At 43.1% G+C, this 13,028-nt stretch carries 9 protein-coding genes (1 of these 9 running past the window's edge); 1 reads left to right on the forward strand and 8 read right to left on the reverse strand.

Annotated elements, in window-relative coordinates; genetic code table 11:
• The 8 genes from NST85_RS25750 to NST85_RS25785 all read right to left on the reverse strand — a co-directional run.
• Positions 1-855 carry the 5' portion of an ABC transporter substrate-binding protein gene (locus NST85_RS25750; RefSeq protein WP_341190762.1) on the reverse strand. It extends 507 nt beyond the left edge of the window, so 855 of the gene's 1,362 nt are visible here — the first part of the coding sequence; it begins with the start codon at positions 853-855; its stop codon lies beyond the left edge, outside the window.
• A gap of 160 nt (positions 856-1,015) precedes the next feature.
• The gene (locus NST85_RS25755; protein WP_341190763.1) at positions 1,016-2,467 is read right to left on the reverse strand and encodes an ABC transporter substrate-binding protein; all 1,452 of its coding nucleotides are present in this window, start codon (positions 2,465-2,467) and stop codon (positions 1,016-1,018) included.
• A gap of 184 nt (positions 2,468-2,651) precedes the next feature.
• Positions 2,652-4,103 (reverse strand): ABC transporter substrate-binding protein, encoded by a 1,452-nt coding sequence (locus NST85_RS25760; protein WP_246054452.1) that lies wholly within the window; start codon positions 4,101-4,103, stop codon positions 2,652-2,654.
• Positions 4,104-4,296: 193 nt separating this feature from the next.
• The gene (locus NST85_RS25765) at positions 4,297-4,485 is read right to left on the reverse strand and encodes a hypothetical protein (RefSeq protein WP_341190764.1); all 189 of its coding nucleotides are present in this window, start codon (positions 4,483-4,485) and stop codon (positions 4,297-4,299) included.
• A gap of 357 nt (positions 4,486-4,842) precedes the next feature.
• A complete protein-coding gene (locus NST85_RS25770; RefSeq protein ID WP_127195178.1) occupies positions 4,843-5,169 on the reverse strand; it encodes a hypothetical protein in 327 nt (108 codons plus the stop codon).
• Positions 5,170-5,535: 366 nt separating this feature from the next.
• Positions 5,536-7,557 carry an NAD-dependent DNA ligase LigA gene (ligA, locus tag NST85_RS25775; RefSeq protein WP_341190765.1) on the reverse strand — a complete coding sequence of 674 codons (2,022 nt, stop codon included), beginning with the start codon at positions 7,555-7,557 and terminating at the stop codon, positions 5,536-5,538.
• 79 nt (positions 7,558-7,636) lie between these two features.
• A complete protein-coding gene (pcrA, locus tag NST85_RS25780) occupies positions 7,637-9,958 on the reverse strand; it encodes a DNA helicase PcrA (protein WP_341190766.1) in 2,322 nt (773 codons plus the stop codon).
• 446 nt (positions 9,959-10,404) lie between these two features.
• Positions 10,405-11,088 (reverse strand): heptaprenylglyceryl phosphate synthase, encoded by a 684-nt coding sequence (locus tag NST85_RS25785; RefSeq protein ID WP_445671190.1) that lies wholly within the window; start codon positions 11,086-11,088, stop codon positions 10,405-10,407.
• A gap of 276 nt (positions 11,089-11,364) precedes the next feature.
• Between NST85_RS25785 and NST85_RS25790 the strand changes: the two genes are divergently transcribed.
• Positions 11,365-12,762: an RNA-guided endonuclease InsQ/TnpB family protein gene (locus NST85_RS25790; RefSeq protein WP_341191169.1), complete on the forward strand. Its 1,398-nt coding sequence runs from the start codon at positions 11,365-11,367 to the stop codon at positions 12,760-12,762.
• Positions 12,763-13,028: the final 266 nt, after the last annotated feature.

The raw sequence follows: 13,028 nt of genomic DNA on the forward strand, positions 1-13,028 counted from the left end.
TCCGCCCGTTGTTATCGCTACACGCCCCATAAAAAATGGACTGCTCACGATAGATCCACCTAATGAGCCGACCGAGGGTTCGTAAAGAGCACCTGACTTTTTAGCATCTAAAGCGATTTGAAACAGTTGTTTCCACGGTTTAGTATCCATCGTAACTTTCATGGCACTCTTATTCAGCGGTTTTAAACCTTGAGTTTCAGCGAATATGAATGCAGCAAGATGAGAAACGGATAGAGGCGAATTCCCTATACTGAAACCATATATACGGTTCTCCTCTCCACCATCTGTTGGAAAGAGTCTAGCTAAATCCATGATTTCTTGCCAACTCATCCCGTCATGTGGAAGCTCGATACCGTATTTATTAAATAGATCTACGTTATAATACACTGCAGAAGTCTCGAAATTAGGGCTAAGACCGTAAAGCTTACCCGTACCTTTTTCCTTCAAAATATCCAGTACAGCAGAATATATCCCCTGAGTATCATAATTATCGCGTTGAATAAGAGGATCGATTTCAAGAAGCATCCCTCTAGACGCAAGTCCTTCATATGATGAATTGTCTAGAATAAGCACATCTGGTTGTTCTTTCTCAATAAACTTGTTCATTGCTGTATAGTAATCCTCGGTCCCCGTGTTTAAACGCAACTCTTGCGAACTAACAACCTCAACTTCGATGTTCGGATACTTCATGGCAAACATATCTCCATACTGCATATAAAAAGAGCTTTCACTCCAGTTATACATAATCTTAATCTTCGAGGTTTTCTCCTTTACTTGCTCTACATTTGTACAACCAACTATTAAGAGATACCCCATAACAAACAAAAGTACTTTATGTATGAATTTAACTTTCATTATTAGCACGTCCTTTATTTCATTCTAAAAAAAGAACGAACAACTCAAAAATATAGTTACACTGTGTACCAGTAAAGGATTATTTAGGAATATTACAATAAAAAGAAGGTTAACCCTCACAACTATAAGAGAGTTAACCTTCTTTTTGTATAATAGACTTCTAATTTGTTATTGTTACGGTTCCAGAACTGACTTCCCCTGTATCTGCTCCTACCTCACCACTATCTTTATCCTCGGCAGGGTTATTCTTCTTGGCTTCTGCGTCCTTTACTGCTTTATCGAGCACCACTTGACCTTCAGCCTCAATAGTCGCTAGCGCTTCACTTATAGATTTCGTCTTATCCTTAACTAAAGCCAACTCTCTATCCACGATCGGCTGATACTGTCCGTAAAACTCGGAAGGAATCTTCTCCATCCCTGAATAGCTATTGCTTGGTGAAGGCTTCAGCTTATAGAACACATCAAGGTTGTGACCATCGTATTCCTTACTGTAACCCATGCGCGACATAAGCTCATTATTCATGCTTCTTGACTTAATCTTGGCATATTCATCACCGTTAATAAACTTCATGAATTCCCATGCAGCATCTGCATTGGGTGAGTTCGCTCGGATCCCAAAAATTTGGCCAAAGTATACATCCCGGGTCGTGTCGGGTTCTGCCGGATTCACTGGACCTGCTACCATTCCAAGCTCAAACGGTTTATAGTCTTTCATCGATTCACGAGCTTGTTTTAAAATTTGAAGGTTATCTGGGCGGCCTATTGTCATAGCCATACGTCCCATAACGAACAATTGGCTTTGGTAGTACTCTTCCATGGACCCACCTCTAAACCCACCATCTTTGGGCGTGTATATCGCATTAGAATCCAATGCATCGATGGCTAGTTTATATGCCTTCTTCCACGAATCCGTATTAAGCGTTATTTTCATCGTGTCTGGATTGATCGATCTCAAGCCTTCAGTACTGGCAATGGAGTCAGCCATATTACTTAATGACATGGACCACTCCATACCGTATCCGTATACCCGAGTCTTCTCATCACCATCCGTTGGGAAACGGCGAGCGGTATCCATAATTTCCTGCCAAGTCATCCCATCATGTGGAAGTTCAACTCCATATTTGTTAAACAAATCTGCATTATAAAAAATAGCGGTTCCGCTAAAAGTAGGTGACAGACCGTATAACTTGCCTCCGCCCTTCTCTTTCAACAAATCCATCAAACCGGGGTAAATCGTCTCTGTAGGATATTTATCACGAGCAATCAATGGATCCAATTCCATCAATTTTCCGTCAGAAGCGAAAGTCTCATAGTTACTAGTATCGAGCATTAATATATCTGGCTGTTCCTTTTCTACAAGATCCTTAAAAGCCTGAACAGAGTCGGTGTTCTCACCACTATATATCGATTGCTGACTGACCACTTCAATTTCAATTTCAGGATGTTTCATAGCGAACAAGTCACCATACTGTTGATAAAACCAATCTTCACTATAGAACATTACTTTAAGACTAGACTTTTCTTTAACCGTTTCTTTCCCTGGTCCTGCGCTACAACCTACCACTAGTAGGCAACTCATAGCAAAAAGAGCCGCCTTATGTACGAATTTCATCCTCATCTTAACCTCCGCATCATTTTTCTCCCTAATTTAATAAAGGAACGTATATACAGCATAAAAGTTACAGAAATTCACAATTGGTCTACTCTACTTATTCCCATAGTAAACTGATGGAAAACAAAAAGGTTAACCCTCCATAACTATAAGAGAGTTAACCTTCTTTTTGTATAATAGACTTCTAATTTGTTATTGTTACGGTTCCAGAACTGACTTCCCCTGTATCTGCTCCTACCTCACCACTATCTTTATCCTCGGCAGGGTTATTCTTCTTGGCTTCTGCGTCCTTTACTGCTTTATCGAGCACCACTTGACCTTCAGCCTCAATAGTCGCTAGCGCTTCACTTATAGATTTCGTCTTATCCTTAACTAAAGCCAACTCTCTATCCACGATCGGCTGATACTGTCCGTAAAATTCGGAAGGGATCTTCTCCATTCCTGAGTAGCTATTGCTTGCTGAAGGCTTCAACTTATAGAATGTCTCTAGATTGTGTCCATCATATTCCTTACTATATCCCATGCGCGACATAAGCTCATTATTCATGCTTCTTGACTTAATCTTGGCATATTCATCACCGTTAATAAACTTCATAAATTCCCATGCAGCGTCCGCATTGGGTGAGTTCGCCCGGATCGCAAAAATTGAATTAAAAGAAACATCTCTAGTCGTATCTGGTTCTGCTGGATTAACCGGACCAGCTGCCATTCCAAGCTCAAACGATTTATAGTCTTTCAGCGATTCACGAGCTTGTTTGATATTTTGCAGGTTATATGGGCGGCCTATTGTCATAGCCATACGTCCCATAACGAACAATTGGCTTTCGTAATACTCTTCCATTGTCCCACCGCCAAACCCACCATCTTTGGGTACGTAAATCGCACTAGAATCCAACGCATCTATAGCTAGTTGGTACACTTTCTTCCATGAATCCGTATTAAGGGTTATTTTCATCGTGTCTGGATTGATATATCTCAAACCTTCAGTACTAGCAATAGAGTCAGCCATATTACTTACTGACATGGACCACTCCATACCGTATCCGTATACCCGAGTCTTCTCATCCCCATCCGTTGGGAAACGACGAGCGGTATCCATAATTTCCTGCCAAGTCATCCCATCATGCGGAAGTTCAACTCCATATTTGTTAAACAAATCTGCATTATAGAAAATAGCGGTTCCGCTAAAAGAAGGTGATAGGCCGTACAACTTACCCCCACCCTCCTCCTTTAATAGATCCATCAAACCGGGGTAAATCGTCTCTGTAGGATATTTATCACGCGCAATCAATGTATCCAATTCCATTAGTTTGCCATCGGAAGCAAAGGTTCCGTAATTGCTGTTGTCGAGCATTAATATATCCGGCTGTTCCTTTTCCACAAGATCCTTAAAGGCCTGAACATAGTCGGTATTCTGACCATTATAAATCGATTGCTGGCTGACCACTTCAATTTCAACCTCAGGATGTTTCATAGCGAACAAGTCACCATATTGTTGATAAAACCAATCTTCACTATAAAACATAACTTTAAGACTAGATGTTTCTTTAACGGTTTCTTTCCCTGATCCTGCGCTACAACCCACTACCAACAGACAACTCATAGCAAAAAGAGCCGCCTTATGTACGAATTTCATCCTCATCTTAACCCCCAATTATTTTTTTAAATCATTCTCCTAATATAGTAACGTTACTACAACATAATAGTTACAGCAATTTACAAATAAAACATTCTACATTCTAGGTCATCCCATCGAAAGGAAGCTCAACGCCATATTTTTTAAACGAATCAGCACTATAATGGATCATGTTAAATGAAAAAGCCATTCCTTAAGCTTGCAGGTCCCTTTCTTTTAACAAATCTACTAATTCAAGATAAATTCTCTCCGTATTGTATTCACGTGCAATCAACGAATTCAGTTTCATCCCTCCCAGAATCGGAGGTTTCTCATTTACTGGTGTCGAGCCAAAACATATACGGTGGTTCCTTTTCAATAAAATCATTAAATGCTGTATCATACCTTTTATGTAGCGATTAATTCCAATACTGCGAGTAGAAATAATTACTCAAATAAATTTACGATTTTAATCGTAGATTCCCTTTCAACGCTTCTTTATTAGGTTTAAAGTTTCATTCTACCAACAGACCACAAAAAAACATTCTGAAATACCCTTTCGATAAGCTGAATCTGAAAAAGTAAAGAAAATTCTATGTCTAGCAAAAAACTAGTAAATTGATCACTGATAGATATAACTCCTAAAAAAATGACGATCAATTCTCGATTACATATCGAGGAATGACCGCCTTATGCTGTACTTATTAAGCCTACTCCAAAATTGCCTATTATAAATAACTATTATGAAATAGCTTTAATACTATATGGAGTTAACATTTATATCATAAATAAGCACAACTGTACCAGCATATTCTACGATCACTGTCGTAATACCAAATCCTACTGCCTTCGCATACCCACTAGACGTCACAGTAACACTACCACCAAGACCAACGTAATAGTAGAACCCCGTCCCTGCTGGAAGTTGCCCTTCCCAAGTACGATTAACTGACATTGGTATTCGTTGTGCATCACGAGTTGTTACATTAGTAGAAATATTACTTTTACTTTCAGACGCTGACACCCCAGTAACCATAACTGTTAACAATAACACCGATGAAAATAACATAGTAAAAATTTTCTTCAAATATACCATCTCCTTAAATGTATTATATTTACAATTTAATAGTACAACTCCTAGTTTTTAAAATCAATGTCCGAATTTCAAAAAAATACTATTATTTAAAATAAATCCACAAAAAAGACACAACAACCAAATAGTTCATTAAATAATAATACTTAAACCTTGATACAACAATTATTATTCAAACGGTAACACTCCGTAATTATATCTTTACACCGAGTTATAAAGGAGTATTACATACTAACTTACTAGTTTGAAACTAATAAAGCTGGCAAGGTTAATTACCCATGCCAGCTATTCTTTAAGAATTTTTTCATTTTCCAGAAAGTTAGGGAACTTCAGTTTAGTCATATGAGGAAACTTAATTTTTTATATATTTTCTCCATCAAGCAATTTAATCCACTCTTCTTCATTCTCCATCACCGGAATACCAAGTTCTCGCGCCTTTGCAAGTTTACTACCCGCTTTCTCACCGGCAATCACAAGGTCCGTCTTCTTCGATACGCTGCCTGTGACCTTAGCGCCTAGTGCTTCTAAGCGTTCCGTCGCTTCTTCACGACTAAGCATCTGTAATGAACCGGTTAATACAACTGTCTTACCCGAGAAGAAGGAATCTGTTACCGGCGCCTTTGGCTTCTCTGGGGCTTTAGCTTCTACACCAAGATCAAGCATTTTCTGGATACTAGCTACCATGAACGGATCTGCGAAGAAGGACACGATACTCTCAGCGACAATGCCACCGATGTCCGGTAGAACGGTTAGTTCTTCTACAGTCGCCGACATGACTGCACTTAGATCACGGAAATGTTCAGCGAGCACTTTAGTTGTCGATTTACCCGTATTAGGAATGCCGAGAGCGAACAAGAAAGATGCCAAATCTCGTCCTTTGCTCTGCTGAATGGCGTCAAGTAAGTTGTTCGCCTTCTTCTCACCGAATCGCTCTAGCCCGATCAGGTCATCATAAGTCAGCGTATATAGATCCGCTGGTTCACGGACATTCACTTCATCATATAGCTGTTCGGCTGTCTTATCGCTGAACGTCTCGATATCCATTGCATCCCGTGAGGCAAAATGTGTAATCCGGGCCACAGTCTGGGGTTTGCACTCAAGACGGTTGTTGCAGAACAGATGCGCTCCGCGCTGCTCCAACGGAAACCCACAAGAAGGGCAATTTTCCGGAACGATAATTTCCTCGCCATCCTGTTCATCCGTCACCTTACCAAGTATTTCTGGTATGACGTCGTTAGACCGACGAATGAAGACGCGGGAACCGAGCGCAAACTTTAAGTTTTTACGTTCGATATCGCCAGCATTATTCAAAGTACAATTTTGAACGGTAACGCCTGCTAGCTCAACGGCTTCGACTTTGGCGAGTGGGGTTATTTTGCCGGTACGTCCCACATTCCAAGTGACCGACTCTAGCACGGTGGTTGTCTCTTCTGCTTCAAACTTGTATGCTACAGCCCACCGAGGAAACTTATCCGTATAACCAAGCGCTTCACGCGTACGCAAATCTGTAATCTTGATAACAGCTCCATCGATCAGATAATCGAGTGATGCCCTGGTTTCCGAAATAGAATGCAGTTCCTGCATAACCTCATCAAAACTATCAAAATAAGATACATATGGATTTACTTTAAATCGGTTATCTTTTAGAAACTCCATCATTTCACGGTGATCCGCGAACGAAATATCATCGGAATAACCCACGTTATAGAAAAAAGCGTTAAGTTTACGCTCTGCCGTTGTCCGTGGATTCAAATTACGTAGGGCTCCTGCCGCCGCATTCCGGGCATTCTTGAGCGGTTCAGTGGCAGTCTCATTGTACTTCGCTAGGACGGATAAATTCATAATCCCTTCGCCCTGTACTTCAATCGTTCCCTCGCGGTACGGAATGCTCAATGGGACAGATCTGATTGTCTTCACTTGAGCAAGAATCCCTTCACCTACGACACCATTCCCCCGAGTCGCCGCTTGTACCAACTGTCCATCACTATAGGTCAAATTCAATGTCAGTCCATCAAACTTCAGTTCAACGACATAGGTGGGAGCGGGTAGTGGGGTATCTAGATTTTTGCCATTGTAGTCCGCAATCAATTTCAGAACCCGATTGTTCCAGCTTAAGAGGTGTTCCTCATTCTGCGCTTTGTCGAGACTCCAAAGAGACGATAGATGACGATGTGGTTTGAAACCTTTAAGTAAATCCCCTCCAACTCTGCCTGTAGGTGAATCCGGAAGAATAATCCCTGTCTCCGTCTCAAGTAGGGTCAATTCATCGTACAAAACGTCATATTCCTTGTCACTAACCAACGGCTGATCCAGAGTATAGTAATGATAGTTGTATTGATTTAATTGCTCGACGAGCCGTTCCATTCTCTGATTGACATCCATCTAGGGACAACCCTCCTTATATGTATAGAAACGGAGGGGACCACCGTTACCGGGGTCTCTTCCGTTTACTTTGTTAGGATTAACCTTCCACCTTGGTAATAGGTGCAAAACCAGCCAATAGACGCTTAACACCCACAGGTGCAGGGAAAGCGATCTGTAGTTCCATATCATTCCCCGTACCCTTGATCGAGACGATCGTACCAATGCCCCATTTACCATGAGACACCTTGTCTCCGGCATTATACTCACCAACAGCTCCGGTCGATTTAGCGGCTGGAGCCCCCGGCATACCGGTTGTCATTGTTACGCGCCCAGCGGAAGGAGCGGCAGTTCGCTTCGCCGGACTTTCAGCCGAACGTTGACCAAAGTTGCCACCCCCACCGCTTCCAAAACCACGTCCACTATACGCCCCGCCGACACTGGCTCCACGACCATAACGATCGCGTTCCATTTCCGTATCTTCCTTCAATTCATCAGGAATCTCTGCAAGAAAGCGAGATGGGGCATTCGCTGTTGTACGTCCATATAGAGTACGCATTTGTGCGCAGGAGAGGAACAACTTTTCCTCAGCGCGTGTAATCCCAACGTAGGCCAATCGACGTTCCTCTTCAAGCTCCTCATTGTCGAGAAATGCACGGCTATGCGGGAAGACCCCTTCTTCCATACCGACGATAAAGACAACTGGGAATTCCAAACCTTTGGCACTATGCATCGTCATAAGTACAACTGCATCACCAGGTTTCTCTTCTTCCTTATCATTCATACTATCGATATCAGCGATCAATGCCAGATCCGTCAGGAAGGACACCAAAGATTTATCTTCACTATTCTTCTCGAATTCCATCGTTACAGACAGGAACTCGTCAATATTCTCTAATCTGGAACGAGACTCAAGTGTCTTTTCATTTTGTAGCTCTAGACGGTATTGACTCATCTCTAGAATTTTCTCAGTTAATTCGGTTACCGTCAGGTACTCCACCATGCGGTGTAGTCCCAGAATCATATCGTAAAATTCAACCAGCATATTGCGTGTGCGACCTGCGAATCCGAGATCATCAACTGTGTGCAACACACGGAAAATGGACGTTCCACGCTCCGCTGCAGCAGCTGCGAGTTTGGCAACCGTTGTATCACCTATGCCTCGTTTTGGTACGTTAATAATCCGCGTCAAGCTGATATCATCATCTGGATTAGATAGAAGCTTCAAATAAGCTAATAGATCCTTGATCTCTTTACGATCATAGAACTTAATCCCGCCAACAATTTGATAAGGAATATCTGATTTGATGAGAATTTCCTCTATAACCCGGGATTGAGCATTCGTACGGTACAAAATAGCGTGCTCGCTGTATAGCTTCCCTTCTTTGATATCCTTTTGGATTTCTGAAGTAACAAAGTATCCCTCGGCATGTTCCGAATCTGCACGGTACACTTTGATCTTGTCGCCTTCCGCTTTGTCTGTCCACAATTTCTTCGGCTTACGTCCCGTATTTCGGCGAATCACTTCGTTAGCCGCATTTAGGATCGTTGATGTAGAGCGATAGTTCTGCTCCAATAAGATAGTCGTTGCTTCTGGGTAATCCTCTTCAAAATTAAGAATATTGCTAATATCAGCACCACGCCAGCGATAGATGGACTGATCACTGTCCCCTACTACACAGATACGGTGATGTTTATCGGCTAACATCTTGCAGAGCATATACTGTGCACGGTTGGTATCCTGATATTCATCGACATGGATGTATTGAAATTTCTTCTGATAGAATTCAAGCACTTCAGGAACGTCTTGGAATAGCTGAATCGTCTTCATGATGAGATCATCAAAATCAAGCGAGTTGTTGCTACGAAGTCTTTTCTGGTACATCGTGTACACTTTGGCTGCAATGCCTTCGAAATAATCGCCAACTTTCAGCTCAAACTGCTGAGGCGTCGTAAGTTCATTCTTCGCTGAACTGATGATCGCTTGAACTGCTTTGGGCTCAAATTTCTTCGTATCGACGTTAAGATCTTTCATACAACCGCGAATAACCGAAAGCTGATCAGTAGAATCGAGAATAGAAAAGTTCGGGGTAAAGCCGATCCGCTCAATATCCTTCCGCAAGATACGAACGCACATGGAGTGAAACGTGGATACCCAAACGTCCCTCCCTTCGGTTCCAATAATACGGGATACACGCTCCTGCATTTCGCGTGCTGCTTTGTTGGTAAAAGTAATGGCAAGAATCGCCCATGGCGGAGCTTTACGGGTACTAATTAGGTGAGCAATGCGGTGCGTTAGCACGCGTGTCTTACCACTCCCCGCGCCAGCCATGATGAGCAGCGGGCCTTCCGTTGCCAGGGCAGCCTTACGCTGCTCCGGGTTGAGGCCGTTTATCGCCTCTTGTATATTAACAGGTTGCATAGGTATATGCTCCTTTCGAATTTTGATAACGATCCCCCTAAATCCCCCTTCCGAAGGGGGACCCCAAGGGCTGCTGCCCTTTGGATACCCGCCTGGGTAACGTTGGAGGAACAGAGGCGCTCCTGCTCGCTGTCCCCTGCGGGGATACGCTAAGTGTGGTGATAGGAACGATTTTCTCCCTTCGGGTACGTCTTACTTTTGGAGGGCCCGGGTGACCAGGGTAAACATGTTGCTCAAGACTTCTACGGTTGGCGCACCCGGAGAGTAGTGTACGATGAGCCGCTTATCTCCCTACGGGCACGCTTTACTATGGCACTCCTGCTAAGAATTGCTATCCCCTTTGGGGGAGGCGCCAATTAGACAACACCATTTTGGCGGCTAACTGATACTATGTGCTAGGAATCGCTGTCCCTTTGGGATGCGCTAGCTCTCAGTGTAGTGATTAGCTACTTGAGCTTGACTGCAGACACGGTGGTCAATGCTTGTTCAAGATTGTTATATATTGCATTACCTACGACAATGGTGTCGCATACGGCGGAGGCAAGGCGGGCTGTATCGGCATCAATGATACCGCCACCGTAAAAGAGGCGGGGACCATCAAGCTTGCGACGCACGTCGGATACGAGTTCCATGTCGCCGAATGTACCACTGTATTCAAGATAAACGATGGGTAATTGCAACATTTTGTCGGCAACTTGTGCATATGCGGCAGCTTCGAAGGTAGTTAATGAGGCTACGGCCCCAGTTACTTTTGCAGCGGTGCAATCTGGATTAAGAATAATGTATCCTTCAACGATTAGCTTGTCCCAAGGAATAAGATAACCGTATTGTTCAACAGCCTGGACATGATGACCAATGATCCAGTTGGTTTGCTGTGTGTTAAGTACCATAGGTATCATATACAAATCAAAACCAGGTACTACAGCCTCCAAATCGGAAATCTCCAAAACACAAGGCACATCAAACTGACGCACTCGTGACAGTAGATGGTCGGTGTTCTCATAGGTTACCCCGCTGGATCCACCTATCATTATGGCATCCGTATGAGACATACAAATGGCTTGTAGCGCCTCATCACTAAGTTCACGATCTGGGTCCAATTTAAATACATGTTGCCAAGATTGCATCATTTGCTTCAATAATTATTCCCCCAACAGGTCCATTTCCAAGGTTCTTCAACATTAATATCAACAAAAAAAAGATCAGATAATGTCACCAAAGTATAATCTATCAATTTTCTCCGAGAGTACTTCAACTTCTATAAGTGGCGAGGTGAATCGGCGACCTCCTGAATAATTCCACAAGATATTCTTCCCTTCCTAAATCTTAAGAGGTATAATTTAAATGGAACATACATTCGTATTTCGCGACTGGAAGGGGGTGAAGTTTTGTCAGATTCAAATACAATGTACAGAACCCATCAAGTATGGATTAAGCCAGGCCATCGCTTGTTTTCGTACCTCGATCAAGTATGCCAGGATGCCAAGATCCTGTATAACACGACCAACTTTTACATAAGGCAGATCGTTACTGCCTTTGGGAAGAATGAGCCACTTCAGCCGTTGCAACAGCAAGTTCTGGAGACGCTGGCGTCACATATTGACCTCATGAATGAACGACGAAGTGAAAGGAACCGTTCCCTTCCGTTCAAGCTACCATCGCAAGAAAGTCCCTTTATTCATTATAACTTCTTGGACGCTTTGTTCAAGGTGATGAATCAAGTCAATTATAGGGCGCTCCCAACGCAGAGTAGTCAGGGAATCATGAAAGTGGTGTTCCACAATTGGAATGCCTTCTTTGCCAGCATCAAGGATTACCGCCAGCACCCCGAGAAGTACAACGGTAAACCGAATATTCCAGGCTACGCTCGGAACAGGGTGAAGGAAGCCATTTTCTCCAATCAAGATTGTGTGATCAAAGAACGGAAATTTCTCAAGTTTCCAAAGTCCAAACTACAACTGAACATCGGCAAGCTGGGCTGTACCGACGGACAACTGAAGCAAGTACGTGTCGTCCCAAGCCATGGACAATATGTGGTTGAATTGATCTTCGCTTATTCGATCGAACAGAAGAGAAAGGTACAAGAACACGTGCTGGCGATTGATCTTGGCGTCAACAATCTTGCAACCATCGTCACGACCACCGGAGCGAAACCGATCGTTGTGAAGGGCAAGATCGTTAAAGCGATCAATCAGTATTACAACAAGATGAAAGCGTACTATACCGGCATTCTTCGTCAGGGCAAGAAACCACGCGAAGGAGCGCATACGTCCAGACGATTAGAACGGCTCCATCTGAAGCGCCACCGTAGGATCAAAGACTTGTTCCACAAGGTAAGTCATTATATCGTTACGTTGGCAGTGGAGCACAACATCGGTACGATTGTTATTGGGCATAACGATGGATGGAAGCAAGCACCCGGGATCGGACGGCGAAATAATCAGTCCTTCAGTTATATTCCCCATCAGATGCTCATCGGTATGATCGAGTATAAGGCAAGAGAACAGGGAATTGTCGTTATCCTGACCGAAGAAGCATATACCTCGAAAGCCAGTTTCCTGGATCAAGACCCGTTGCCGAGTTATGGCAAAGAGGGTACATGGACCTTCTCAGGTAAACGGATGTATCGCGGTCTGTATAAGAACACAAAGGGATTGATTCATGCCGATGTTAACGGCGCAGCCAATATTATGCGAAAAGTATTCCCAGACGTATCCGCCAAAGGAGCGAATGGGATAGAGGGGTTGGATGGTAACCATACCATCAACGTGTCAACTCCACTGGTGTTAAGCATCCTGAAATAAATGGGATGATACATCAGAACCCCCCTCTTCAGCCGAAGCGACAGCATTGGCAAGTGGCGGGAGTATTCATGTTACCACAGTTTCACTGTCAACGTTTTGTTTGAACGCTTAGTATTTATCGTTGGATGTATACGTAAATTTCCACTAATAAATTATAGCACATACGTTCTATTTCGGCTTGGTACAGCACAAAAAAAGAACGCTCTCTGAGAATCTGAGAATCAATGCGTTCTTTTTAATAATCTGCTATTAAATACTAGTCTGAT

Source organism: Paenibacillus sp. FSL K6-2524, from assembly GCF_038005525.1.
GTDB classification, from domain to species: Bacteria; Bacillota; Bacilli; order Paenibacillales; family Paenibacillaceae; genus Fontibacillus; species Fontibacillus anaericanus.

Excerpts from the sequence above, each read along its gene's own strand:
- NST85_RS25765 (WP_341190764.1), bottom strand. The coding sequence starts at position 4,485 with ATGATACAGCATTTAATGATTTTATTGAAAAGGAACCACCGTATATGT.
- pcrA (WP_341190766.1), bottom strand. The coding sequence starts at position 9,958 with ATGCAACCTGTTAATATACAAGAGGCGATAAACGGCCTCAACCCGGAG.
- NST85_RS25785 (WP_445671190.1), bottom strand. The coding sequence starts at position 11,088 with ATGATGCAATCTTGGCAACATGTATTTAAATTGGACCCAGATCGTGAA.
- NST85_RS25760 (WP_246054452.1), bottom strand. The coding sequence starts at position 4,103 with ATGAAATTCGTACATAAGGCGGCTCTTTTTGCTATGAGTTGTCTGTTG.
- NST85_RS25755 (WP_341190763.1), bottom strand. The coding sequence starts at position 2,467 with ATGAAATTCGTACATAAGGCGGCTCTTTTTGCTATGAGTTGCCTACTA.
- ligA (WP_341190765.1), bottom strand. The coding sequence starts at position 7,557 with ATGGATGTCAATCAGAGAATGGAACGGCTCGTCGAGCAATTAAATCAA.
- NST85_RS25790 (WP_341191169.1), top strand. The coding sequence starts at position 11,365 with ATGTACAGAACCCATCAAGTATGGATTAAGCCAGGCCATCGCTTGTTT.